Source organism: Rothia terrae, assembly GCF_012396615.1.
GTDB classification, from domain to species: domain Bacteria; phylum Actinomycetota; class Actinomycetes; order Actinomycetales; family Micrococcaceae; genus Rothia; species Rothia terrae.
The window spans coordinates 20,401-45,131 of record NZ_JAAXPV010000016.1; the positions used below are offsets into that span (position 1 = coordinate 20,401).

27 protein-coding genes and 1 tRNA gene are annotated in these 24,731 nt (G+C 54.8%); 9 read left to right on the plus strand and 19 right to left on the minus strand.

The window, feature by feature from the left end:
* Positions 1-22: 22 nt before the first annotated feature.
* Positions 23-1,369 (plus strand): nucleobase:cation symporter-2 family protein, encoded by a 1,347-nt coding sequence (locus tag HF984_RS09040; RefSeq protein ID WP_210729680.1) that lies wholly within the window; start codon positions 23-25, stop codon positions 1,367-1,369.
* Positions 1,356-1,940 (plus strand): xanthine phosphoribosyltransferase, encoded by a 585-nt coding sequence (locus tag HF984_RS09045; protein ID WP_168615349.1) that lies wholly within the window; start codon positions 1,356-1,358, stop codon positions 1,938-1,940. Before HF984_RS09040 ends, HF984_RS09045 begins: the two co-directional genes overlap by 14 nt.
* A gap of 59 nt (positions 1,941-1,999) precedes the next feature.
* Here HF984_RS09045 and HF984_RS09050 read toward each other — a convergent pair whose 3' ends face one another.
* Both HF984_RS09050 and dcd read right to left on the minus strand, forming a co-directional pair.
* Positions 2,000-3,178 carry a hypothetical protein gene (locus tag HF984_RS09050; RefSeq protein ID WP_168615350.1) on the minus strand — a complete coding sequence of 393 codons (1,179 nt, stop codon included), beginning with the start codon at positions 3,176-3,178 and terminating at the stop codon, positions 2,000-2,002.
* Positions 3,179-3,215: 37 nt separating this feature from the next.
* Positions 3,216-3,803, minus strand: a complete 588-nt coding sequence (gene dcd / locus HF984_RS09055) for a dCTP deaminase (protein WP_168615351.1) — start codon at positions 3,801-3,803, stop codon at positions 3,216-3,218.
* 83 nt (positions 3,804-3,886) lie between these two features.
* On the opposite strand from dcd, the gene HF984_RS09060 reads away from it, so the two are divergent.
* The 3 genes from HF984_RS09060 to HF984_RS09070 all read left to right on the plus strand — a co-directional run bounded on the left by HF984_RS09060 (position 3,887) and on the right by HF984_RS09070 (position 5,804).
* Positions 3,887-3,957: transfer RNA gene (locus HF984_RS09060), tRNA-Gly, on the plus strand.
* A gap of 122 nt (positions 3,958-4,079) precedes the next feature.
* Positions 4,080-4,508: a MarR family winged helix-turn-helix transcriptional regulator gene (locus tag HF984_RS11765; protein WP_168615352.1), complete on the plus strand. Its 429-nt coding sequence runs from the start codon at positions 4,080-4,082 to the stop codon at positions 4,506-4,508.
* 39 nt (positions 4,509-4,547) lie between these two features.
* Positions 4,548-5,804 carry an MFS transporter gene (locus HF984_RS09070; protein ID WP_168615353.1) on the plus strand — a complete coding sequence of 419 codons (1,257 nt, stop codon included), beginning with the start codon at positions 4,548-4,550 and terminating at the stop codon, positions 5,802-5,804.
* A 246-nt stretch (positions 5,805-6,050) separates the two neighbouring features.
* Here HF984_RS09070 and HF984_RS09075 read toward each other — a convergent pair whose 3' ends face one another.
* From HF984_RS09075 to HF984_RS11605, 4 genes are all read right to left on the minus strand, one after another.
* A complete protein-coding gene (locus tag HF984_RS09075) occupies positions 6,051-6,584 on the minus strand; it encodes a hypothetical protein (RefSeq protein WP_168615354.1) in 534 nt (177 codons plus the stop codon).
* 320 nt (positions 6,585-6,904) lie between these two features.
* A complete protein-coding gene (locus HF984_RS11595) occupies positions 6,905-7,234 on the minus strand; it encodes a zinc-binding metallopeptidase family protein (protein ID WP_247596568.1) in 330 nt (109 codons plus the stop codon).
* A 33-nt stretch (positions 7,235-7,267) separates the two neighbouring features.
* Positions 7,268-7,819, minus strand: coding sequence for a peptidase dimerization domain-containing protein (locus HF984_RS11600; protein WP_247596569.1), 552 nt, complete (start codon positions 7,817-7,819; stop codon positions 7,268-7,270).
* Between the two features lie 42 nt (positions 7,820-7,861).
* Positions 7,862-8,185: a zinc-binding metallopeptidase family protein gene (locus HF984_RS11605; protein ID WP_247596570.1), complete on the minus strand. Its 324-nt coding sequence runs from the start codon at positions 8,183-8,185 to the stop codon at positions 7,862-7,864.
* Between the two features lie 79 nt (positions 8,186-8,264).
* On the opposite strand from HF984_RS11605, the gene HF984_RS09085 reads away from it, so the two are divergent.
* Both HF984_RS09085 and HF984_RS09090 read left to right on the plus strand, forming a co-directional pair.
* Entirely contained in the window at positions 8,265-9,374 is a 1,110-nt protein-coding gene (locus tag HF984_RS09085) for a MauE/DoxX family redox-associated membrane protein (RefSeq protein WP_168615355.1), read from the plus strand.
* A 3-nt stretch (positions 9,375-9,377) separates the two neighbouring features.
* Positions 9,378-9,980 (plus strand): class I SAM-dependent methyltransferase, encoded by a 603-nt coding sequence (locus HF984_RS09090; RefSeq protein ID WP_343947678.1) that lies wholly within the window; start codon positions 9,378-9,380, stop codon positions 9,978-9,980.
* Between the two features lie 69 nt (positions 9,981-10,049).
* Here HF984_RS09090 and HF984_RS09095 read toward each other — a convergent pair whose 3' ends face one another.
* On the minus strand, positions 10,050-10,745 hold the full coding sequence (locus tag HF984_RS09095) for a hypothetical protein (RefSeq protein WP_168615356.1): 696 nt from the start codon (positions 10,743-10,745) through the stop codon (positions 10,050-10,052).
* Positions 10,746-10,822: 77 nt separating this feature from the next.
* Here HF984_RS09095 and HF984_RS09100 point away from each other — a divergent pair, with 77 nt between their 5' ends.
* The gene (locus tag HF984_RS09100; RefSeq protein WP_168615357.1) at positions 10,823-11,809 is read left to right on the plus strand and encodes a hypothetical protein; all 987 of its coding nucleotides are present in this window, start codon (positions 10,823-10,825) and stop codon (positions 11,807-11,809) included.
* Positions 11,810-11,887: 78 nt separating this feature from the next.
* Here the strand turns inward: HF984_RS09100 and HF984_RS09105 are convergent, their stop codons facing one another.
* The gene (locus HF984_RS09105; protein ID WP_168615358.1) at positions 11,888-13,831 is read right to left on the minus strand and encodes an NHL domain-containing thioredoxin family protein; all 1,944 of its coding nucleotides are present in this window, start codon (positions 13,829-13,831) and stop codon (positions 11,888-11,890) included.
* A gap of 237 nt (positions 13,832-14,068) precedes the next feature.
* On the opposite strand from HF984_RS09105, the gene HF984_RS09110 reads away from it, so the two are divergent.
* The gene (locus HF984_RS09110) at positions 14,069-15,448 is read left to right on the plus strand and encodes an amino acid permease (RefSeq protein WP_210729681.1); all 1,380 of its coding nucleotides are present in this window, start codon (positions 14,069-14,071) and stop codon (positions 15,446-15,448) included.
* 88 nt (positions 15,449-15,536) lie between these two features.
* On the opposite strand, the gene HF984_RS09115 is transcribed toward HF984_RS09110, so the two are convergent.
* The 11 genes from HF984_RS09115 to HF984_RS09165 all read right to left on the minus strand — a co-directional run bounded on the left by HF984_RS09115 (position 15,537) and on the right by HF984_RS09165 (position 24,725).
* Complete coding sequence (locus HF984_RS09115; protein ID WP_168615360.1) at positions 15,537-17,684, minus strand: bifunctional copper resistance protein CopD/cytochrome c oxidase assembly protein; 2,148 nt, start codon at positions 17,682-17,684, stop codon at positions 15,537-15,539.
* 23 nt (positions 17,685-17,707) lie between these two features.
* A complete protein-coding gene (locus tag HF984_RS09120) occupies positions 17,708-19,039 on the minus strand; it encodes a Dyp-type peroxidase (protein WP_168615361.1) in 1,332 nt (443 codons plus the stop codon).
* Positions 19,040-19,051: 12 nt separating this feature from the next.
* The gene (locus HF984_RS09125; protein WP_168615362.1) at positions 19,052-19,732 is read right to left on the minus strand and encodes a copper chaperone PCu(A)C; all 681 of its coding nucleotides are present in this window, start codon (positions 19,730-19,732) and stop codon (positions 19,052-19,054) included.
* 31 nt (positions 19,733-19,763) lie between these two features.
* The gene (locus HF984_RS09130) at positions 19,764-20,321 is read right to left on the minus strand and encodes a copper resistance CopC family protein (protein WP_168615363.1); all 558 of its coding nucleotides are present in this window, start codon (positions 20,319-20,321) and stop codon (positions 19,764-19,766) included.
* Positions 20,322-20,333: 12 nt separating this feature from the next.
* Entirely contained in the window at positions 20,334-20,960 is a 627-nt protein-coding gene (locus HF984_RS09135; protein WP_168615364.1) for a hypothetical protein, read from the minus strand.
* Between the two features lie 177 nt (positions 20,961-21,137).
* On the minus strand, positions 21,138-21,422 hold the full coding sequence (locus HF984_RS09140) for an HU family DNA-binding protein (protein WP_168615365.1): 285 nt from the start codon (positions 21,420-21,422) through the stop codon (positions 21,138-21,140).
* Between the two features lie 67 nt (positions 21,423-21,489).
* The gene (rpsN, locus tag HF984_RS09145; RefSeq protein ID WP_168615366.1) at positions 21,490-21,795 is read right to left on the minus strand and encodes a 30S ribosomal protein S14; all 306 of its coding nucleotides are present in this window, start codon (positions 21,793-21,795) and stop codon (positions 21,490-21,492) included.
* Positions 21,796-21,798: 3 nt separating this feature from the next.
* Positions 21,799-21,969, minus strand: a complete 171-nt coding sequence (gene rpmG / locus HF984_RS09150) for a 50S ribosomal protein L33 (RefSeq protein ID WP_168615367.1) — start codon at positions 21,967-21,969, stop codon at positions 21,799-21,801.
* 2 nt (positions 21,970-21,971) lie between these two features.
* Complete coding sequence (rpmB, locus tag HF984_RS09155; protein WP_168615368.1) at positions 21,972-22,208, minus strand: 50S ribosomal protein L28; 237 nt, start codon at positions 22,206-22,208, stop codon at positions 21,972-21,974.
* A gap of 568 nt (positions 22,209-22,776) precedes the next feature.
* Entirely contained in the window at positions 22,777-23,586 is an 810-nt protein-coding gene (locus HF984_RS09160) for an SGNH/GDSL hydrolase family protein (RefSeq protein ID WP_343947685.1), read from the minus strand.
* A gap of 95 nt (positions 23,587-23,681) precedes the next feature.
* Positions 23,682-24,725, minus strand: coding sequence for a siderophore-interacting protein (locus tag HF984_RS09165; RefSeq protein ID WP_168615369.1), 1,044 nt, complete (start codon positions 24,723-24,725; stop codon positions 23,682-23,684).
* Positions 24,726-24,731 lie beyond the last annotated feature (6 nt).

Sequence of the window (24,731 nt, forward strand, 5' to 3'; positions counted from 1 at the left end):
TTCATTCACGAAAGATACCGGTTTGAAAGATCTCACCCGCGGATCAAAAGCGGCAGGTTCTGCCCCAGATTCAGATGCAATGCTCTACGGCATGGAAGATTCGCCCCCGTACGCTCTCTCAGTACTCTTGGCTCTTCAGCATATTTTGGCAGCGTTCGCCGGAATCATCGCTGTTCCCCTGGTAGTTTGTAACGCTCTTAATCTCGATGTCGCGCAAACTTCTCTCATGGTCAGCGCAACAATTTTTGCGGCCGGCATCACTACCTTCATTCAGTCCAAGGGCATTGGTCCCGTGGGTGCACGTGTGCCGGGCATGATGGGCACTGACTTCACCTTTGTTAACCCCACTATTAACGTGGGTAGCCAGTTCGGCATTGCAGGCATTGTGGGCGCGACCATCGCAGGTTCGCTGGTTGAAGTAGTGCTTAGCCGCTTTATCAAACCTCTCATGCGTTTCTTCCCGCCGCTGATTACCGGTACGGTGGTTGCGCTGATCGGCATTACCTTGATGCCGGTGGGCATGGACTGGGCTGCCGGTGGCACAGGTGCTGCTGATTATGGTTCTCTGCGAAACTTGGGCGTTGCTGGCCTGGTTCTAGTGATTACTCTTGTGCTCAACTACTTTGGTAAAGGCATCGTTAAAGCATCCGCTGTTTTCTTCGGCATGGTAGCGGGTTACCTTATTTGCATTCCGCTGGGCATGGTCAACCTCGACGCTGTTGCACAAGCATCCTGGTTCGCGCTACCTAACCTGTTTACCTACGGTATCCACTTTGATCTTGCGTCCACTCTAGCTTTTGTGCCCGCTTACATTGTTTCTGCAATCGGTACGGTGGGCATCATGATAGCTATTGGTCAGGCTTCTCACGCTGAGGTCTCTAGCAAGCGCATTGGCAACGGTGTATTAGCTGACGGTGTTGGCTCAGCAATTGCCGGTGTCTTTGGCGCCGGACCCAACACTGCTTTTTCGCAGAACGTCGGTCTTATTACCCTCACCAAGGTAGCTAGCCGCCGCGTCATGATGCTAGCCGGCATTCTGCTTGTAGTGCTGGGACTTTTCCCTAAGCTCAGCGCACTCATTTCGATTATGCCCTCCCCCGTTTTGGGCGGTACTGGCATTATTCTGTTCGGACTGATTGCTGCTCAGGGAGTAAAAACTCTTTCAACGGTAGAGATTTGTGATCGCGAACTGCTGATTATTTCTGTAGCGTTCGCTCTTGGCATCGGCGTGACCGTTCGCCCCGAAATGCTGTCTCATTTGCCCACCGCGCTTCAAATGATTTTCTCTTCGGGAATTTCAACAGGTACGCTGGTGGCACTACTACTCAACATTGTTCTTGTGAAGAAGGATAACCATGGAACTGCTTGAAGATCGCATTCGGCGTGATGGACGCATACTGCCCGGCAATATTCTCAAGGTGGATGAGTTCGTCAACCACCAGGTTGATCCTGAGCTTATGGTGGCTATGGGTAAAGACTTCGCGGAACACTTTAAAGATTTGGGCATCACCCGCGTGCTCACCCTTGAGGTCTCGGGCATTTCAATGGCGCTCACCGCGGCTTTAGAGCTGGGTGTGCCTATGGTTTTCGCTAAGAAAATCTCGTCCAAGACACTGTCGAACGATACCTACCACTCCAAAGTATTTTCTTTCACCAAGAAGATTGAGTATGACATTCGCGTTGATAAGCGTTTTGTAACTCCCGATGACAAGATTCTTATTATCGATGACTTTCTTGCAGCTGGCCAGGCCCTTCACGGTTTGATTGATCTGTGCGAGCAAGGTGGCGCTGAAGTTGCCGGTATTGGCATTGCTATCGAGAAGGTATTCCAAGGTGGCGGCAAGATTTTCCGCGATCAGGGCTATGACGTGTATTCGCTGGCTATGATTGATCACTTTACCGATGACGGTGTGGTGTTCTCTAACGAAGTCACCCAGTAATCGCTCAATACGCTAAAAGGCGGGGTCAGGTAAGTTTTTACCCGACTCCGCCTTTTGTTCTAGGACGCTGCAACGGCCCGCGCGCGTCCTTGATCGATAACGCCCAGTCCCATGAGTTCGCTCAGGTTCTTCTCGAAGGCGTCATAAGGGATTTCTTCTTCGTATAGCTCTTCAAGACGACGGTGTAAATCCTGCGGGGTGCGCGGTGTTTCCAGCTCAAACCACAAATCTCCGGCGAAGAAAGAGACTTCGCTGAGCTGGGTTTCTTGCATGAGCAGAACACGGTCATCAATGCGGTACCCGCTTGTGTCAGCAGCACGCGCCAGTTCACCGTGAGCGGGCTTGGTGTTATCGGCGTAGGCAATGTCGATAGGTTCGCGAGCCTCGGTAGGCGTTGGTTCGTTCAAGAGTTTGACCAACAGCGGCAGAGACTCTGAAATCTCCGAGTACTCCAAACGCAACACACCGCCGCACGCCACAATCAGATCAATGAGCTTTTCAACGCCGCGGTCGGTAAAGCCAAGCCCAGAGGTCTGTGCAGAAATCTTCAGCAACGCATCCGCCAAGTGCACCTTCTTCAACACAGGAGCAGTGTAACCCTCGCTCTTATCGCGCGTTAGAATCACCATGGCAGTGAGCTTGAATTGCGCGTCAGGCTCTGGCAGGTTGAGACCCATTTTTTCCGGCGAAATCTGCTGCTTAGGACGCGCCGGGTCAGTAATCACCGACAGTGGCTTGAGGTAGGGAGTGACCGTACGGTCCTCATCTACGATGACGGTCTCATCGGTGAGGTAGGTAAACCGCTCCCCCAAAAAATGCGAAGCGGTGGTCTTGCCCGTACCCGACTCAGCAATCAACGCTACCGCACGCTTATTCTCAGCATTACCTAAAGCCGCGGCGTGGAACATCTGACGCTCACCGATCAGCCCGTGAATCATCATCACCGTAATCTGGGTGACGAGGCTTTCGTGAAACTGATCTTTTTCTCGATAGCGCAGGCGCTCTAATTCTGCGTATTCCTCGCGAGGATAAGCGGTGTGCTCATATTCTTCGGTATCTTCAACCAGAAGGTAGCGCGTGTTCTCATCGTCGAGGTTCACCTCAGCATCCTGAATAATCTCAGGGTGCAGGGCTTCCCACGATTGCGCAATTTCACGCGCAATCTCTTGCGCGTTCTTCATCCGCAAAACAACAGCGATATTTACGTTTGCTGGGCGCAGGCATACACCTACAGTCATATAAAAAATTACCTCTTCATCGCGTTGCTAGCGTTCTCTAGGAATCTGTCGCGATATCAGTTTTGTGAAAGTTCAGGTAGCTTCGGGACGCGGTGGGGCCGCGCTGTCCCTGGTAACGGTTGCCGTATGCACCGTCGCCGTAGGGGTGTTCTGTAGCGCTGGTGAGCTGGAAGAAGCACAGCTGTCCCACCTTAGAACCGGGCCACAGCATGATGGGCAGGGTTGCCATATTGGAAAGTTCTAGGGTGACGTGGCCAGAAAAGCCGGGGTCAATAAAGCCCGCGGTGGAGTGGGTCAGCAGTCCCAAGCGTCCAAGCGATGATTTGCCTTCAAGGCGAGCAGCAATATTATCGGGCAACGTCACTTTTTCGTAGGTTGCGCCCAACACGAACTCGCCAGGGTGCAGAATAAAGGGCTCATCGGGTGCTACCTCCACAAGGCGAGTCAGCTCAGACTGATCTTGTGAGGGGTCAATGTGAGCATACTTGTGGTTGTCAAAGAGCCTAAAGAAACGGTCAAGACGCACGTCAACGCTAGCCGGCTGAATCATTGCCGGGTCGAAAGGATCTAGCTGGATGCGTTCGTTCTCAATTTCTTGGCGGATATCGCGATCTGAAAATAGCACTCCTTAAACCTAACGCACACAAGGGGGTGCTTTACAGGGGATTTCCCATTTGGCGAGGAAAAAGCCTAAAATATTAGATGTTTGCGGCTGTAGCTCAATGGTAGAGCGCACGCTTCCCAAGCCTGATACGCGGGTTCGATTCCCGTCAGCCGCTCGCTAGCAAGGCTCTTGAGCGATGGCTCGAGAGCCTTTTTCTTTCCCTTGTGTTGCTACTGCGGCTTCCAGGGCTTCCTCTTTATTTGCATTTAGTTAGCATTGCAAATTACAGTGTGGGGTGTGACCTCATCGCATCATTTTCAACCCCACGACCTTGTCTTCACCTCAAGCGTCTTTGCGCGCCACGCCGCAAAACTCGCCGATGTAGGCGTCTCATCCGTCTCATGGCGCGTCATCGCAGCTATCAGCCGGCGCGGCCCGTTGCGCCCTCGCGAAATCGCATCCTTAGAGCAGGTTAGCCGCCCTACCGCCACCATTTTTCTTCAGAGACTCGAAAAAAAGGGGCTCCTCCAACGAGCCGTAGACCCCGAAGACTCACGGTCAGTACTTTTCGACCTCACAGACCAAGGACGCGAGGCACTGTCTACCTGGCGCGTATCCCTTGATGGCGCGCTAGCACCGCGTCTTCAAGAATTAAGCGAGAAAGACATCACAACCCTCATAGAGGCACAGAATCTGATGCAACGAATTATCGCTGAGGAAAACTAACCACCTTCAACCCCACGACGAAAGGGCCCTTTATCTTTCATGTCTAACCACAGCGCGCCCAGCATCAAAGAAGCATTCACCCAACCCACATCAGTGTGGGCTATCGCTTTTGCCGCCACAGTCTCGTTCATGGGCATCGGCCTTGTTGATCCCATTCTCCCTGCCATCAGCGTTGAACTACACGCCACGCCCGCGCAGGCGATGCTTTTGTTCACAAGCTACCTCTTTATCACCGCAATCGCCATGCTCTTTACCAGCTGGGTTGCCAGCCGCATCGGAACCCGCTCGACGCTTCTTACAGGCCTCGCACTCATAGTGATATTTGCGGGCCTAGCAGCATCTGCCGGTTCAGTAAACGGCATCATTGGCTACCGCGCCGGCTGGGGACTAGGCAATGCCCTGTTCATCTCAACAGCCCTCTCGGCCATCGTTGGAGCAACAGCCGGGCCCAGCGCCGGCGCCATCATGCTCTACGAAACCGCCCTAGGCGTAGGCATGGCCATCGGCCCGCTCTTGGGTGGGCTACTCGGGTCCATATCTTGGCGCGCGCCTTTCATCGGCACAGCAACCCTCATGGCTATCGGTTTCATCGCAATCCTTAGCATGCTCACGCCCGAGAAAAAACCAGCGCCGGTGCATCCTTTAGCGGCAATTCACGGACTCAAAGACCCCGCTCTACGAACCCTGTCCGCCACCTCAATTTTCTACAACTTCGCTTTCTTTATCTTGCTCGCATACTCACCCTTTCCACTAGAGGCAGCGGGCAAAGCTCGCGGCATCCACGTTGGCGCCATGGGAATCGGCTGGGTTTTCTTCGGCTGGGGCCTAGCACTTGCCATCACATCAGTGATTGTTGCACCCGTGCTCACCCGAAAGCTCGGCTTAATTCGCACACTCTTGAGCACCCTGGCGGGCCTCACCGTGCTCATGGTTCTACTGGCAGTTTTCCACGCATCCTTTACCGCCGTCATCGTGCTTATCATCTGCGGCGGCCTATTCTTAGGCGTCATGAACACCGCTCTCACAGAGACCGTCATGGAAGCCACCGCACTCCCCCGCAGCATCGCCAGCTCAGCATACTCAGGTGTGCGATTCTTCGGCGGCGCCATCGCACCTGCCGTAGCAGGACCACTCGCCGCATCCGCTGGCGCAGCGTCCCCCTACATCCTGGCGGCACTCAGCCTAATCGTCAGCGCTGTCATGCTGGTCCTCGGACGCCAAACCCTGCACCGCGTGACGCGCCCGCACCTGCCTGCAACAGACGAAGCAGAGGCAATCGCAGCTGGTGACCGATAAAACAAAGATCAGCCAGAACACACAACGAGAGGCGCTTTCTTCGAATAGAAAGCGCCCCTCGTTATATCCGCCTCTGCCCACAAAACCGTAGCCTCAGGTACACAGAAGCCGTGTACATCTCCGCCAGAAACAGTTTCAGCAAGCAGTCCCTCTCGGTCGGTTCGCTTCGCTCACAGACCGATTCATGCCAACCCCAATGCCAGCTCGCTGAAACTTTTTCTGTCGTCGCCATGCGTTGAAAACCAGTTAGTGGAAAGCGTTAGCCCAGCCGTTGTCCTTGGTAATAACTTTGCTAGCGGCACCCGATGTCACTGTAATGTTCTGCGTGTAGTGGTAGGTGGCAGTAGGTAGCGCACCCGGCTGACACGAGGAGACAAAGTTCATGAAGCTGGTGCTGGGCATCGTCCAGCTAGTTCCAGTGAAGATAATTGCGCAGGTGTAAGTGGTGACGTATTCGTAGAAAGTGTAGCCGTTGCGCACTTGGGAAGCACCGGTAGCTGTGGGAACAGACCAGCAGGTTGAACCGCCCGTTACACGAGAGAAAGTTGTTCCCTTCGCTACCGGCAGCCAGACGTGCGTAGCTAAATTTGAGAGCTTATAGGTGGATTTGAGGTTGTTAACGGTCAGGTAAGAGTTCTGTGATGTGAGCTCTTGGATATACACGCGGTCGTGATAGCTACAAGCGCTCACAGACTCTCGCAAGAAATACGTGGATGACGTCAGAGTCGCAAAAATAGTAGATGCCGCATACACGGGTGTTGCTGCGGTAGCGATTACCACAGGAGCTGCCTACGCTACACCGCGAGCAAGGTGGCGTCGGCTCACCTTTGATTGATTATTCATTTATCCCCATACAATGAAAATACTGTTCGGTAATAAATCCACATTTTTACAGCAATCACCACGCAAGCCCCTCCCCACAGGCTTCTCAATAGTGGATTTACTGTAAATTGCTGAGTCAACCAAACCGAATTAAGAATTTTAAAACCTAAAATTCAGAATAAAACTATACACCCATTTTTTAGCCTTCATTCACGCAACCCACATAATGATAGAAAGAATGAAAAACTCAAAAATTGAGCACTCTTAAAATGATGAGGCTATTCGCCATCCTGATAACTCATCAATGCCCTCACTACCTGATAGCTCTTTTCAAAAGAGCTCAGCGGCAAGAACTCACAGTTTGAGTGAAAGTTATGCGCACCGGTAAAGAAGTTCGGGGTAAAGATTCCCTGGCTTGAAAGCCACGAGCCGTCGGTACCGCCGCGCATGGAAAGGTCAATTGGCTCAATCTCTAGCTCGGCAAAAGCATCGCGCAACCGCTGAGTTGCCACGACATTCTCATTAGTTTTCGCATCCTCAATGTTGCTGTAAATATCGCTGATATCAATATTTACCTGCGCACGCGGATTCTCTTCTTGAAGTCGCATCGCGCTCTCAAGAAGATACTGCTTTTTGCGCTCCTACCCCGCACGGTTGTGATCGCGGATGCTGATATCGATAGTTGCTGTCGACGGGTTACCCGTCATGCCGTTCACCCGCAGGTAGCCTTCGCGTCCTTCGGTGCGCTCGGGCGTCTGGTTGCGGTCTAGTTGTACCACGAAGTCGTATGCCAGCAAGATGGGGTTGACCAAAATATTCTTGGCGTTCATCGGATGCGCCGTCATACCCTGGATCGCAATATGCGCGTGGCCCGCGTTGAAAGTTGCCTCAACGATTTCACCCAGTTCGCAGAAGTCGAGAGTGAAGGCGTAGTCCACGGGAAAACGCGCGAGGTCCATAGTGCGCACGCCGAGCAGGCCGATTTCTTCATCGGGCACAAAGGAGAGGTAGATATCGCCGTGGGGTTCTGCTTCATCGGGGTCGGCAGCGTCGGCGGCCAGCAGGCGCACAGCAGCTTCCATGACAGAGGCCACTCCGGCTTTGTCATCGGCGCCGAGCACACTGGTTCCGTCGGTTACTAGGATGCGGTCGCCCACATAGCGCGCAATGGCGGGGTGCTCGCTTTCTCGCAACCATATATCGCGTGTCTAGTTCAGGCAGATGTCTCCGCCGGTTTAACCAATAACCCGTGCATGCACGTCCGGCGAGAGACTGACGTCTACTGTATCGAGGTGCGTGCAAAAACCAAGGGCGGGGGCTTTTTGCCCCTCAGGCAGATTCGAGGGAATGAGAGCGGTCAGCACGCACGTTTCGCTCAGGTGTACATCCGATGCGCCGGCTTCAGTCAATTCATCACGCAGTAACCGGGCGAGCTCCCACTGGCCGGGACTGGTCGGAATACCGCTGGCGGACGCGTCGCTTTGGCTACTGATGGCTGAGTACCTCAAAAAACGGTGGGCAAGGGCGTCCTGAACTTCGGTGCGTGTGAAAGTGACCATCCACAAATTCTAAAGCGCGCAGATGTGTCTCAGCGATAGACTAAAAGAAGATTTCATTGTTTGTGCGATTGGTAGTTTTGTGTCCCCCCTCCTTATTGTTTCGCTCATTTGTAGCGTGACGTTGCTGGTAAGTGGCGTTGCTAAGGCACGTGATTATGTGCCGACAGCAACCGCTATTTTTAATCTGAAAATTGATAAGTGGTTGCCGATTCGCGTGAAGACTGCCGCGAAGATCTTGCCCTGGGCAGAGATCGCTCTCGGCGTCTCTTTGCTGATTTTGCCCGGTATTTTTCAGGTTCTCGCCGCTGTTGTTACGCTGGTTCTTTTTGTTTTTTATTGGGTGGTTATCGCCCGTGCGTTGATGTCTGGTAATGATGCCAGCTGTAACTGTTTTGGTGGAGCTTCTACGGCACCTATTTCGCGGTGGACGCTGGCTCGCAATACTGCCCTGGTATTGGCAGCTGTGGTGACGGTGGCGGGTGCTCTGGCATTCGACGTACCCGCGTTGGCCCTGTTCTTCGCTCTTGACGCCCGTGACTGGTTCTGGCTGCTGGGCGCGGCACTCGCGGTGGCTACACTGTGGTTTATTCACCGTGCCGATGCTTCTCCCGCTACCGCGGCTCAGACTTCTTCAGCTGTTGGTTCATCCCGCGTTGCCGCGTCCGCGACTTCTACGCCTTCTACAGCAAACGCGGGTAGCACCGCCGATGTTGAAGATTCCAACGGTGCCACAGGCGCTGTGCTCGATGAGGCGCAAGAACTCGACGATTACGTTCGCCTGCCTATTCCTTTTGGAGCTTTGAAAACGCGCAGTGGTAGCGTGCATAACCTGCGCGAGCTAGCGAGTTCGCAGGCACGCCTCCTGCTGTGGGTCTCCCCTACCTGCGGCCCGTGTATTGATGTTATTGAGCAGATTCCCACCTGGCACGAGAAACTTCCGATGCTCGGTGTGCACCCTGTCGTTGCCAGCGAAGAGTTCATTGATCAGATGAATCTGCCCGCTCACATTACCGTGTTTGTTGATGAAGGCTACGCGACGCAGGCGTCCTTCGGTAACGGCACTCCTATGGCTATCGCATTGGGTGTTGACGGCCTCATGGCAGGTGGCCCCGTGTTTGGTTCGGGCAGCGTCAAAGAGTTCATGCGCGATCTCATGTTTGAGTTCGATATCGAAGAGAACAAGGAGTAAGCAGTGGTTGATAAGTCCCTGTGGCAACTGAAAATTGAGCAGGATCCCTCGCATTCGCAGTGGTACATTCAGCGTTTTGAGACCATGCGCGCCAACGGCCAGGATTTGTGGGGTGAGGCTCGCATGATTGATGCTATGGTCCAACGCGGCTCGCGTATTTTGGATGCTGGCGCTGGCGCCGGGCGCATCGGCGATTATCTGCAGCATGCGGGGCACACGGTGACGGGCGTTGATATTGACCCTGCACTGGTTGAGGCGTCGCAGGCTTTGAATCCTGATGTCACGTGGTTGCAGGGCGATTTGACGCTGCTGCCCGAGGTTCTGGATGTGAGCGCTCAGTTCGATGCGATTGTGTGCGCCGGCAATGTGGTTGGGTTCTTGGCGCCGTCTACTCGCACGCGCGTCCTTGCTAACTTTGCTTCTGTTTTGGCAGAGGGCGGACGCGCCGTGGTGGGTTTCGGTGCTGGCCGCGGTTATTCGTTTGATGATTTCTTTGCGGACGCTGAGCATGCCGGTCTACAGGTGCAGGGCAAGTTCTCAACGTGGGAGCTGCACCCGTTCGCTGAGGATTCCACATTCCTCGTGGCTGTGTTGGCAAAAGCTTAACTTCCCGCAGACACAAAGTGGCCCCTATTTTCAGTGAAAATAGGGGCCACTTTTGAGCTTAAGCCAGTTCTACGGAATCAGGTGGTACTGGCGCAGTACGTCATCGGGAACCAAGAATCCCAGCGCGATTGCCAGAATAACGATGGCGGTTACTACCGCGATCAGCGCGCTACGCCAACCCGGGTGTAGCTCATTGAAAGTTACAAGACCGGGCCACACTTTCGCCATTTGCGTCACGTTAATTTTGGGGTAAACCGTGGTCTGCGGTGCAATGTCAGAGGCAATGGTGCGCAGGTTTTTCGCGTCCCAAATGCGGCCGTCAAGACGCAAAATACGCTTGCGTTTGTCATTGATAGCCCACATGGCTGGCACGCCTTTAGAGATAAATTTTGCACCCTGCTCTTCTTGCTTGACTACCTTTTTAGGGGTGAGGCGCTCAGCGAAAACAGTGTGTTCAATATTCGCAAGCGGCACCGCCTGCCAGCCAAACATTTTGCCGCGCAGAATATGGGTATTAGTGCGCACCACGATAGCGGGCTTCAAGAACGAGTAGACCGCGAAGAAGGTGCCCACCAGAATGAGCAAGAGAATCATCATGAACGGAAGCAGCGGACGCTTGTAGAGAATGAACGCAATGATGCCTGCCGCCAGCAGAATGGGCGGGAAGGCAGCCATCAGGCGTCGCCCGTAGGAGTTCATGCGCGGGTGATAGATCGCGGTAACATCGCCGTATTTATCTGGAACCTGGTGTGCGTGTTCAGCCATAGATAACACTGTAGCGGGCATCCGTAAATTTCGTCCGCAGTTAAGCGCACAGGGCACACGTGAGTTAAATTAAAAGGATGCGCAAATTCTCCAGTGTTGACCGTGTTTTGGCGGGGTGGGCTATCGGCATGTGCTGTGCCGTGGTGCTTGCTCTGGTGTCTTTGGACGTCATTAACCGGCTGGTGTACGGCCCGACGGGTGAGGTTCGCGCGTATTTTCAGGCGTTGAAGGACGGCGATGGTTCGCGTGCGCTGGGTATTTTGAACGCGTCGGTGCCTGAGAAGAGCGGAGCTGCGATGCTGGACGGGTCTGCGCTGGCTACGTCCGTTGATACGCTCAAGGATTTAGAGCTATCTACTGAAGAAATTGATGGTGACCACGCCACGGTGAGAGCCAGCTACACGCTTGATGGAGAAGCGCAGAGCACCGATTTTCCTTTGCATAAGGTGGGTTCGCACTGGGGTGTTTTTGATGTGTGGGCAATGGACGATTCCGAACTGCCCATTGTTGAGGTCACCGCACCGGGAGTTACCGGTGCGACCTTGAATAACACTAAGGTGTCGGTGCCTGCCGGCGACCGTGATTTCGCGGTGTTTTACCCGGGAACCTACACCAGCGCCTACGAGTCGGCGCTCTTTAGCGCGCAACCGCAGCACACGAGCGTCCTGAATGCTGATGACCAGAAGAAGAAGCTGAAGCTCTCGCTTAAGGCATCTGAGGCAGCTACGAACAGTATTACCAGCAGTGTTCAGCAGCATCTTGATGCGTGCATTACGCAGAACACTCTTTACCCGGCGGGTTGTCCATTTGAGTACCCGTTTGCGGGGCGCGTGAATGGGGATGTCACGTGGAGCGTCAAGAAGTACCCCGAAACACAGGTGAGCGCGAGCAAGAAGGGAACCTGGGCGTATAAGGATTCTGCGGGTACAGCCCATGTTTCGTTCACTCAGATTGATTTGTACACGGGCAAAACGTCAAAGGTCGAGAAGGACGTGCCGTTCACCTATAAGGCTGACCTTGATGTTGACGGCGATACGGTAACGGTTACACCGAAAATCTCTTAACCGATAAAAATCTAGCCCGACTGTTCTGCAAGTCCCTGACCGCCCGGGCTAGATTTATGTTCTTGATGTTTCTCGGAATTAATTAACCCCGCGCAAATCCAGCACCAGCTCAGACTCATCACTGTCATCACCAGTGACAACTACGGGAATGCCCCAGTCCTGCTGGTACAGGTGGCAGGCTGCATGGTCAGGAATCTCGCCGCCAGGCTCGCCATCGCACGCCGCAGCTCGCGCAGTAATGTGCAGTACCGCGTCCTTAACCTCGGGGTTAAGCGTCAGCGAACGCGTCAGCCCCTGGCTTGTTCCAGCGCCCTCGACAATAAAGTTCTCTGGTGTTGATGAAATCTTGAGCTGCGTGGGATCGCCCCAGCGAGTATCAAGCTTCTGTCCCTTGGGCGCGCTAAACCGAGCAATAAATTCCAAGCTCTCCCCGCGCAGGCGCGTTGCCGGGCGAGCAGTTTGAGAGGCACCCTCGTCCACGCGCTGTAGCTTCTCGGGAATAGCGACGCGGGTAAGCTGGTGCGCGTTAGCTTCCACCACAATCAAGCGGGCGCCGTCATCGGTTGTTTCTACCAGGATGTCGGAAGGCTCTTCAAGACCGCGAGCCAGCGTTGAAAGCTCCCCGGTTTCTTCGCTGTAATGGCGAATCGCGCCGTTATAGGTATCGGCAATCGCAATGGAGCCGTCGGGCAGCTGAGCCAGTCCCAGGCAGTGTTGCATACGGGCGTCCTCACGTGAACCATCGACAAAGCCGAAGTCGAAAAGACCGATGCCCACGGGGCTGGTCACCTGCACGCCGGTTTCAGCGAAGGTAATTTTGCGCAGCGCGGATGTTTCAGAATCAGCTACCCACAGTGAGCCATCAGTTGCCTCAATCAGGCCTGAGGACTGCGCGAACCAGGATTCTTCGACAGCGCCGTCCTTGAGACCTTCAGCGCCGGTACCTGCAAAAACAGCGAGTTGTCCGCTCACAGGGTCAAAGCTGAACAGCTGGTGGGTTCCAGCCATCGCGATAATAAGGGCGTTCGTTTGGCGAGAGTAGACAACGTCCCACGGCGATGAAAGCGCAACGCTCAGAGGATCAGCACCCTCAGCAATAAAGTTCGGGTCGGCATTTCGCGCGTTTTCGCCGTCAATCAGACGCTGTACACCGCTACCAGCCACGGTTGCTACGTCGCCGGTGGCAAGGTTCAAGGAGCGTAAACGGTGATTCACAGAATCAGCGATAATGACGTCGTAGCCCAGCTTCTCACGTAGCTCTGCCGGCAATAGTGCAAGCCCCTGAGGCTCGTTAAACTGAGCAGTTTCAGCGGTGCCATCGCTGTAGCCTTTAGTACCGGAGCCAAACGTTGTCACCGCGGTTTCAAGGTCTTCTTGAACCTGCACCAGACGATGACGCGCGGTATCAGTCACCAAATATGTCGTTGCCCCGCCACCAAATTCTACTGGTAGCTCCAGTGCTTTACCGGGGAAAGCGAAGGTTCCCTCGGGCTTAGGACGCGGCACGTACGGTCCGTTGCCGCGGTGCAAGGTGCCCTTGGCATCATGTTCTTCAACGAGCTCTCGTACCAATGAGACCAGACCCTGAACGTGCCCCTCCCCCGAAAGATGCGCGACAATGTAGCCCTCAGGGTCAATAACCACCAGGGTAGGCCAAGCACGAGCCGTATACGCCTGCCACGTTTCAAGATTGGGATCATCCAGCACGGGGTGCGTAATGTCGTAGCGATCAACCGCCGCAGCGAGTGCATCCCGATCAGCTTCGTGCTCAAACTTAGGCGAGTGCACACCAACCGTCACCAGAACATCAGAGAACTCTTCTTCTAAGGGACGCAGCTCATCAAGCACGTGCAGGCAGTTCATGCAGCAGAAAGTCCAAAAATCCAGAATGACGATTTTGCCGCGGAGTTTCTCCAAGCTCAGCTGCGCATCACCGGTGTTGAGCCAGCCGCGTCCAACAAGTTCGGACGCGCGCACGCGAGCAGTCTGACGGATATTCTCGGCTGAGGTTTCGTAAGACATGAAGTAAGAACTTTCTGCTGTAAGGTCTACCCTGTGTAGGGCTGAGGATTCCAACCCAGACTAACAATTCGTGCTTCTGCAAGCCCGTTTGTTTCGATGTGGGCGATAAGTGAAGACTTCGTGACTTTTAGGCGTAATATTTCGTAGGAATTATTTCAAAGATTAATGAGTTCTTATCGTGCAGTGGCAACACAGCCGTCGACGGTAAAACATGCACTTTCAATGAAAGGTCGCGTAGTGATTGATACTCAATCGCGTTCTGCAGTTTCAGCGCAGAACACTGAGCCTCAGCTGAAGAAAACGCTGAAGGCTCGTCATCTCTCAATGATCGCTATGGGCGGTGCAATCGGTGCTGGTCTGCTGGTGGGCTCATCAACGGCTATCGCAACTGCTGGCCCCGCGGTGATTTTGACCTATCTTATTGCCGGTCTTGTTCTCTTTGTGGTGATGCGTATGCTCGGCGAGCTCGCCTCCCTATCACCCGAAACGGGCTCATTTTCTACCTACGCCTACCGCTACATCGCGCCGTGGGCTGGATTCACAGTTGGCTGGTTGTACTGGTGGTTTTGGGCGGTCACTGCCGCTATCGAGGCAACCGCCGCCGCCGTCATTATCACCGGCTGGTTGCCAGGCCTCTCTCAGTGGGTGGTTGCAGCCGCCCTCATGGTATTTTTTGGGGCCGCTAATCTTTTGTCCGTGAAGTCCTACGGTGAAGCCGAATTCTGGTTCTCATCCATCAAAATTGCCGCGATTTCGACCGTCATGATCATCGGCGTCGTTGCCCTAGCAGGCGGTTTTCCCGTCACACACGCGTCCTTCACCAACCTCACCGTAGGAGGCGGATTCTTTGCCCACGGTATCGGTGGCGTCTTCACCGCTCTGCTGGCAGTTATTTTCTCCATGTTTGGCGCGGAAATAGCAACCATCGCCGCCGGTGAGTCTGAGAACCCCCGCGAAGCGGTAATCAAAGCCGTGAACTCCGTGGTTTTCCGCATCCTACTCTTCTTTGTGGGAGCTGTAGCCATTACGATTACCGTCGTGCCGTGGACGTCCATTACCCCCGGAATCTCCCCCTTTGTCACCATGTTGCAGTCGCTACATATCCCCTACGTTTCGACGGTTATGAGCATCGTGGTACTCACCGCGCTGCTGTCTTGTCTGAACGCCTCCATCTATTCATCGTCGCGCATGGTGTATTCGATGTCGCTGATCAAGGACGCGCCTGCCTCCTTCAGCGCCGTCTCGCGGGCGGGATCGCCCCGCGTGGCTGTGTTAGCCACCGCTGTCGTTGGTCTTGCCGCCACCATGTTGAACTACTTCATGCCGGAGCAGGTTTTCTCATTCTTGGTCAATACCACCGGTGCGGTCGGTATTTTTGTGTGGCTCATTATCGCGGTGTCGCACCTGCGTAGCCGTCGCATCCACCCGCTGTCAGAACAGGATGCCGGTGAGGTTTTGCGCGTACGCACCTACCCGTACATTAACTGGGCGCTCATTGTGTTCTTGGTGGGACTCTTGATTTTCATGGGCGTCACCGAGACCCACCGCCAAGAAGTGCTGATCTCAACGGGTGTGGCTGCCGTCGTCGCGCTGGTGGGAGTGCTGAGGCACCGCTAAGCCCCAGCCGCTATCCGCGAGGGGTCAGGTACCGTTCAAAAACTAGGGTTCTTTGAACGATACCTGACCCCTCGCGTGCGTCTAAAACCTATCGACGCTCATCCCGTTCAGCGTACTGCGCGAACATCTCGTTGTAGGCGTTCAGTTCAGCATCGCCATCGCGATCTGCCTGACGGTCCAGACGCTTGGACAGTTTCTTATCCGCCGCTGCCCACTGGATAGCAACAATAATTGCGACCACCATGGTGGGAATTTCACCCATGCCCCACATAATCGCGCCGCCCAGTTGCTGGTCTTCCAGCGCGGTGCCGCCCCACGTGCGTCCGAGATTACCGAACCAGGACGCCAGTAGCAGTGCCTTGCCGTGCATAATCGCAATGCCCACAAAGGCGTGATAACCCAGCGTCACAATCAGCAGAACTAAACGCATGGGGTACGCAGGACGGTGCGGGATAGGGTCAATGCCGATGAGGACCAGCACAAAGAGGTAGCCGGTGAGCAAGAAGTGAATCAGCATGAATTCGTGGCCCACGTGGTAGCGCATTGAGATGCCAAACAGCGGGGTGAAGTACATGATGATCAGAGATCCCGCGAAGTTCATACCGGCGAAAATCGGGTTAGTAATAACCTTTGACCAGGTGGAATGTACAAGACGCAAAATCCATTCACGAGGTCCGCGGGTGCCGTCCTGGCGCGGTTCAAGTGCGCGAAGTAGCAGCGTAATCGGTGCGCCCATGACTAGGAAGGTCGGGATAATCATGGTCAACGACATGTGCTCCACCATGTGCGCTGAGAACAGCACCTGCGAGTAGACCGCCAGCGATCCCGAGGTCACAAAGTGCAGCAGGAAGAGCCCCACCAGCCATGACGCGGTGCGCAGGATACTCCACGTGCCGCCCACACGCTTGACGCGCGCGAACGCCCAGAGGTAAACAAATGCCAAGAAAATAATGAGAGCTACCCAGAACCAGTCGATACGCCACTGGGTGAACCATTCTGCAACGTGCGGCTCCGGCGGCATTTCGTAGTCGGTGATGATGCGTACCGGAGACGCGTCCACCGGCAATTCTTCGGGCTTAGGTGGAGCGGTGCGCGAGAGCGAAACAGCTAAGCCCATCACGCCACCCATAATGATTAGCTCCGCGATAATTGCCTGCCAAACGCCGGCGAGACCAGAAACCTTCCCGGTTTCCATCTGCGGAATCAGACGCAGACGATGAGTTGCACCAATCGCACCCAACACCAGGGTAAGGGCGAGCTTAAGAATCAGCAGGGTGCCGTAAGCAGTGGCAAGGTTAGCCCACGAGTACATGCGCAAATCACCGTTGATAATGCCCGAAATTGTTACCAGCACAAAGCTGAACAGAGCAACCATTGAGTAGCGTTTGAGAACCGCGACGGCCATCGGTGCACGGCGTGAGGATGCGGTTTTTTCACCGCGCGCGCTTTCGGCGACGGTGCCGGTGCCAGCGTCCTTACCGGAGATACTGCGAGCAATAAACGCCAGCGCAATCAGCCCACCGCACCACAGGCTCACACCCAAAACGTGCAGGCCCAGCGAGTTGACCGCCGCCATGTGGTCGTCGCCGCCTGATGAGTGACCGGTCAGCGCCAGCGTCACGATGCCCAGTAGGGACAATCCGCAAGTCACTAGCAGGCCTGTCAGCGAGCGCACCGCAAAGGTCAGGGTAGAGACAACCGCCGCAACAATGACGGTGGTTGCCTGCGCCTGACCTGCGGTAATGGTGGTGATATAGCTGACGAGCTCGTCGGTGTAAGAATTAGAGGTGCTGACGCCGCGTCCTGAAATTTCAGCGTACGAGAGCACGAGCTGGGCGATTGCCGCAAGCGTCCACACCACGGATGCTGCCGAGGCTAGAGTCATCAGCCGCGTGAAACCTGGGTATTCGTCGCGGCCGATGTTCTTGAGGCGTTGCTCTTTGTTGTAGGCGTGAGCCATGTTGTAGGATGCGCGTCGGCGGGTGTCATCGGCAAAGCGCGGCACAATGCCGATAGCAAAAACCAGCGAACCGATGACTGTCGCCATCGCAAAGTTCTCAATGATTTCTGCAATCGGCAGCAGCCAGCGCACTACCGGGCCGGCATCGGCTAGTTCGGTGCCAGCGTTCGCGCCGGTCACCACAAAAGAAACCGCTAAGAATACAAGTGCGGCAAGCGGAAACGACCACACCCACAGCGGTGACAGTGTTTTAGCAGGTGCTACTGATGTACTCATGCGTGTTCCTTGTGGTGGTGATGTTAGCTAAAAAGCGCTTGGCCGATGAACTGGTCTTCACGGCATCCGGCGGGGATGGCAAAGACAGCTGAGCCAATAGGAGTAGTCCATGTATTGAGCATATCTAACTCCGCAAGGCGTTGCTGAATGGGCACAAACTGCTGGATGGGATCCGCTTGGTATGAGCAGAAAATCAGGCCCGTTTGTGAGATACCGCCGGTGATATCCCCGTGTTGCGAGATGCCGCTGGCGTGGCTGACCGGCAAATCATAGTTGTAGGGGCGGCGCAGGATGCGTTCGACCTCTTTTTCTGGGGCAGCACGGCGAATATGGGCGTAGGGTGCGATAACGGTAAGGCCCAGCTCGTTGGTGGCGCCAAGGTCGGCAACGTCGTGCTCGTTGGTGCCCGTGAGTGGTGCACCGTTTGAGAGCTTGCGCCCCACAGCGTCCTCGCGTGCTGGTCTGTCCGATAAATCCCAGGTGTCCATGTTCATGTGGATGCGTCGAATCACTAACGATGTACCGCCCGGCTCCCATGCCTGCACGCCTTCAAGATTCTGGCCCCACACATACTGGTTCATGGTGTCATCAGCGCTGGTGGGGTTGATTGTCCCATCAATCTGGCCGAACAGGTTACGGGTGGTTTCTCCCGGGTTCTCGCTACCGTACGAGCGTCGAAAGCCTTCTTGCACCCAGCGGATAGAGCCGAACGAGCGCAGACCTTTAAGCAGGGCACGCTGCGCGTGTGCGAGCGTCACGCGGTCATCGGCACACAGCTGAAGTAAAAGATCACCGTCGTTCCACGCATCGTCTAGCCTGTCGATCTGTTTGAAGGCGGGAAGCGGTTTCAGCCAGTCAGGTTTTTTCTCCGGCGCCACAATGTCGAAGATGCGTTCACCAAAGCCGACAGTAACCGTCAGGTTAGCTGGCACAGCCGCTAACTCGGGTTCTTGGTCCACGATAGGCGCTTGACCGGCAGTGAGCTGGGTAGCGTCTTGGGTGAGGATTCTCAGCAGGCGTGCGACAGCGTCCTTAGTGGTATTTTCCGCTAAGTCAAAAGCAATAAATTGCCCGTATGCCGGTGGCGGTGTGTCAATTCCAGCCTGCTTATCGCCGTAAAATCCCACCGTGGCGGTCGAAAGATTCGGCGTATATTCAGGGGATTGGGAGGACGCGTAGGCGTACGCTGACCCCGCGCCGGCAACTACTCCTGCACCAGCTCCTAGACCCGCCGCGATGGCGGTCCGTCTACTCCAGCCAGTGGGGGTTTGCTCCCCCGCTGCTGGTGTTACCCGGGGTAAAGAGCTGTCGTCGGGTAGCTTTTGTGTATCGTGCGCCTGCCGAGAATCACTCATCTCATTCACACCTTAGTGAGAGTGGCACTCGGGCAGTGCTGACTCGCTGGCAGAAGCTGAATGCGACATCGCAGAGTGGTCCATGGATGAATGATCCATGTTCTCCATATCGCCCATCTCCTGGTCACTGTGTTCAGCTGACTCCGATGCAGTAGCCGATGCACTCTCACCGGGGGCGTATTTCTCTTGAGCGCCCTGGTAATCGCGCACCTCAAAAGTGAAAGTCTGCGATGAGCCGTCCTCGAGCTTCACGGTAATCTCAGCATTGTTGCCGGTTTTCAGCGAGCATCCTACGTTCATGAGCATAATGTGGTCGCCACCGGGCGCCAGTTCGTGGCTGGCACCGGGTTCGATGGTGAAGCCGTCTGTTGCTTCTTTCATCTGCGAGGTGCCCGTATTGGGATCAATTTCAGTCACGTGCAACTGCACGTCGTCAGAGATATCGGTGGTGGCGCCGGTGATTTTAACCGGCTGGTCGCTATTGTTGGTGACAGTGCCAAATGCCGCCGTCATACCGTTGTCTGCGGCTTTAATCCACGGCTGAGAAATGCTCAACGCGCCTTCAGATGAGGCGCTGACAGAAGCGCTAGAATCCCCTGCGTTAGTGGATTGGTCCGCCGCCGAGCAACCGCTCAGGGCAAGAACAGACAGGGACGCTACCGCCATGAAGGCACGCAAAGATGAAGTTTTCAAGAGTGTGTTCCTTTTATGAAAAATGTTGTGTTTAACGCTTGCGGTTCTTAGCCAAGACGGTTGCCAGCACGCCCAGAACAGCAAGTGCTGCTACCGCGAAGATGCCGATGTTCAGCGGGGTGAAGCCGGTCTTCGCATCCGCGTTTTCGGATGCTGCTTCGGCAGGTGCTGCAGTTTCTGAGGGCTGCGCTGAGGAACCTGCCTGTGCACCGTTACCAACAGTGAACTTGTACTCGCCCTGAATGGGGTGACCGTCAGATGAAACGACGCGCCAGGTCACCGTGTAGGTCTCATCGGTTGCGTCACTCGACTTAATGTTCTGAACGACGTCGCGTCCTTCAGTTTTCGCGTCGCCGTCGCTTACCACGTCACCGGCTGAGTTCGTCACACGAACTTCGTTACCGATTTCCATGATCTCTGCACTGTAGGTCAGGGTGATTTCTTGCGGGGTGCTCTGCAATGACGCGTCCGCAGCCGGATCGGATGACACCAGCTCGTCGTGTGCCTGTGCAGGGCTCATGCCCAGCAATGCGAAAAAAGCGAAGAAAAGAGCAAGCAAGATGTTACGGGGTTTAGTCTGTGAAGACATCACAATTTATCCTTATAGAGTTGAAAATGAGTGGGTTACAAAAGGTCCGCAAGGAACGGGCGGCCCTCTGCTTCCACAGGCTTTCACTAAAAGATAAAGACGAGATGTCGGCGCATAATCGATGCACAGACGGATAACCTTGGCAGGTATACGTAGCTGCACGGTAACAAGCTGCCACAGTCGCTCAATGGACGCGCTAGCAAGGTGCGCGCAACGTATCAGAGCTTGCTCGCCACGGCTCAGCACCGCAAAGGTGAGAACGGCTGCCACAAGGTGGCTAGCCCACATGCCCCATGATGCCGGTTCGTGAGCAACGGTAACGACATTCAGCTGCTGAACCGCAGCATGATGCGCGTGCCCGGCCCCGGCGACAGAACTCAGATGAGCGCCGTGATGCCCCGAGAAAATCAGGTGGTAAATCCCCTGAGATGCAGCAACCGCAAGCGCCAAGGGCAGGCGTCCTAGCCCGCGTCCAGCAATAAACACGCTAACCATCGCAGACAGCGAAGTACACAAAGCCCACACAAGCGGATGCGGAAGCTCACCGCCTGCCAGACCGTGCGAGGCAGCACCCAGCATGGTCGCGCAGGTAGCAACCGTCCAACCACGCACCAGAGCAACAACGCGCGATACAGCCACGGTGATACTCCTTTACAGCGGGTTGGATGCGTTCATCACGCAGGACAGATACACACCATTCTACAGCGTCTGCTCACCGCATAAGATCCAACTTTTAAACAAAAAAGTCGCCTCACCAACGATGGTGAAGCGACTTTTTACGAGGGAATCCCCGTTAGAGCTTAGAATCTCAAAGAATTACTTCTTTGAAACAGCAGCTTTCAGCTTTGAACCAGCGGTCAGCTTAACGCCGTGACCTGCCGGAATCTGAATGGTTTCGCCGGTCTGAGGGTTGCGGCCGGTGCGTGCTGCACGGTCAGTGCGCTCGATTGCCATCCAACCGGGGATGGTGATCTTTTCGCCCTGAGCAACTGAAGACTCGAAAACCTGGAACAGTGCGTCGAGCACACCGTTTACTGCTGCCTGGCTGGTGCCAGCCTTGTCTGCAACCTCTGCAACGAGTTCGCTACGGTTCTTAGCCATTAGATGTCCCTCCTGAGACGTAATACATGAGGTGAGGTTTTTAGCTTAGCAAACCTCACGTCACAATTTACCAGCTTGACTTGGTGATGCCGGGAAGCTCGCCGCGGTGCGCCATGTTACGGAAGCGAACACGTGAGATACCGAACTTCTGGAAGGTACCACGGGGACGACCGTCGATCTGGTCACGGTTGCGTACGCGAACGGGTGAAGCGTTGCGGGGAAGCTTCTGCAAGCCTACGCGCGCTGCTTCGCGCTCCTCGGGTGACGCGTTTTCGTCGATGAGGGTCTTCTTGAGCTGTTCGCGCTTTTCAGCGTAGCGAGCAACGATGACCTTGCGCTGCTCGTTGCGAGCGATCTTTGACTTCTTAGCCATTGTTTAGCGCTCCTCTCGGAAGTCAACGTGCTTGCGCACTACGGGATCGTACTTCTTGAGAACCATACGATCAGGGTTGTTACGGCGGTTCTTACGGGTTACATAGGTGTAACCGGTGCCCGCAGTGGACTTGAGCTTGATGATAGGACGAACGTCCTTAGTCTTTGAAGCCATGCTTAGATCTTCTCCCCGCGTGCGATGATTTCAGCTACAACTGCATCGATGCCACGAGCGTCAATTACCTTGATGCCCTTAGCTGATACGTTGAGGGTTACGTTGCGACGAAGTGAAGGTACGTAGTACTTCTTCTTCTGTACGTTCGGGTCAAAACGACGCTTGTTGCGACGGTGTGAGTGCGAGATGCTGTGTCCAAAGCCGGGAACAGCTCCGGTCACCTGGCAGACAGCTGCCATAGTAGTCTCCTCCAAATGTTGACGAAATGACGGTACGCAGTGTGCTTTTTAAACCGGTAAGCGGCCGGTAAAAAACAGTGAAGGCGTCCCGCCACCAAGGTAGAGCACCGGGTTATTCTCCAAGGCTAGAGTGTCTAGAATCTGTCAATTCGGGTGAGAGGCCGAAGCAGATTCTCGCCGCGGGAAAAACGGTGAAGCTTTGTTAGTGGTCGAGAGGTGTTGCCACCACTACGAACAGCCTTAAAGTCTAGGTAAATAGCGGGCTTCTTGCAAGCTGCACAGGTTTAAATCCGTTGATTTTTCGCGGTTTTATTAGCCTGTGACGATGGCGAACATTGAAGCGCGCTTTCAAAATCTTGCTTTAAGGCACTAGAAAATTATAGTTCAGATGAAGTATTTGCACAAGTCAGAAAGGCTTTTAGCTGTCGATCCGACAGCCTTTCAATACCAACCAGCTCCCCTAAATTACACGCGTGCAATTTACAGTGTGACTTTAACGGCTTAACCAAGTGAAGACGGGCATACTCCTCTTAAAAATCAAGGGTTCCACCTTCTCTCAGAGGTGGCTTTACCGCCCGTTAGACACCTCAGGCTCAATATCAAAACGCATCAGTTGAGAGTACTTCGGCTCAAGCCCATCACCCGAGCTTGTTCCGCGCAACCGGCGACCAATCCACGGCATCACAAACTCACGCGTCCACCGCGCATTCTCACGAATAAGCTGCATCCGCGTATAGTTCAGAGCCTCCGGAATAGGTGCTTCCATCAAACTACCGCGATCATGGCTGAGCGTTTCTAAGACGCGTCCTGCCATCTTGATATGACCCGCAGCATTCATGTGCAGACGGTCGCTGCTCCAGTAACGCCAATCCGAAAAATCACGCATACGCCAGTAATCCACCAGAATAAGCTCGTGCTTATCAACGATTTCACGCAACAGCTCGTTATACAGTGCGCTTCGCTGACGCGTGTGCTTGAAAGTGTTGAAATCTCGCACATCCATGTTAGTGAACGTGAAAACCTGAATACCAGCAGATCGCAGTTTCTCAATAGCGGTATCGTAACGCCGCATCAGGGCATCAATATCAACGTTGGGGCGCAGAATATCGTTACCGCCACCGTAGATACTCACCAAGTTGGGTTTAAGTTCTAACGCCGCGTCCACCTGCTCATCGAGGATCTGCCCCAGCAAGCGACCGCGTATAGCCAGGTTCGCGTACTGCGCCTGCGGGTCAGCGAGCATAAACTGCTCAGCCACACGGTCTGCCCAACCTCGCACGCCGTTAGGACGCGCCTGGTCGACATCACCTACGCCCTCCGTAAACGAATCGCCTAAAGCGACATAGCGAATACTTTCATGAGAACCCAGCGAAGACACCAGAACCTACCTTCCATGCGAACTGAACAGTCTAAATTACTCTACTCTTCACTGTGAAAGGCCTAAAGGCACAAAGCTGTCTTGTCTCTCACGAGCTAGCCTTCAGCGCGTCCTTCTTTCCAGTAGCCCATGAAAGAAACACTCTTCTTATCAATACCGGCCTCGTTCACGCAGATGCGACGCAAAGACCGCACAACGCTCGATTCTCCGGCGAGAAAGACGTAGGTATCGCCAATATCCTCCGCAACGTTCCACAGCACCGGCCACATACCTTCAGGTTCAGGTTCTTGCGCTGTGAGGCTCTTTCGTTCCACATCGAGCACCGAACGCAGGCGCGAGCACAGCTGTTGTCCGCGCTCTGTCTGCCTGTTTCGCGCTAGCCAGTGAATACTCACAGAGTTACGGTTGAGCACTTCGTCATTAATAAGAGTCAGCCGTTCCTCGGGAATATCGGTATCGCTAGGAACCTCTAGCAAAATATCGGTGGTCACGCCCTCCGGCAATGAACCGGCGATAGAAAGAGCTGCGGGTACACCTGTTTCATCAACACAAATCAGCGCGCGGTTCGCGTGCTCTGGGTTCCAGGTTGTCCATAGCGGCTCAGGATCCAGAGGACCAAAGAACGAAATCATATCGCCCACCTGCGCTTGGGCTGCCCACGCGGAGCCGGGCCCCATTACACCGTTTTCGTCCTCATGCAACACAAAATCAATATCAACTTCGGGCTGCCAATGAGGCAAACTGGTGCGCAGAGGAATTTGGGAGCACAGCATCGTTGAGGTACGCAAGGACGCGGTGACCTCCGGGGCGGTAGCAACGTCTACGCGACGCACGGCGCGCAGAGTGTAGGTTCGCATCCAGCCGCGTTCGTGTTCGGGACGGCAGAACCACTGAGAGCGCCAGTCTTCGTTTAGCTCAATGTCGGTGGGCTTTGTTTCACCAGGTGGCGGAATCAGCAGTTTGATGTAGGCATCGTGCATGAATCCCTGTCCCGCATTTACCGGGCCAGCGAATGCGTGCAACGCGGGGCCGGTCAGACTGATGCGCAGATAGTGCTCGGAAATTCGTTTAACCGCTGACACCGCGACCGGAAAAATTGCAAACCGGTTGGGGTCGCTGATTTTACGTGTAGCTGCCATGAGCAG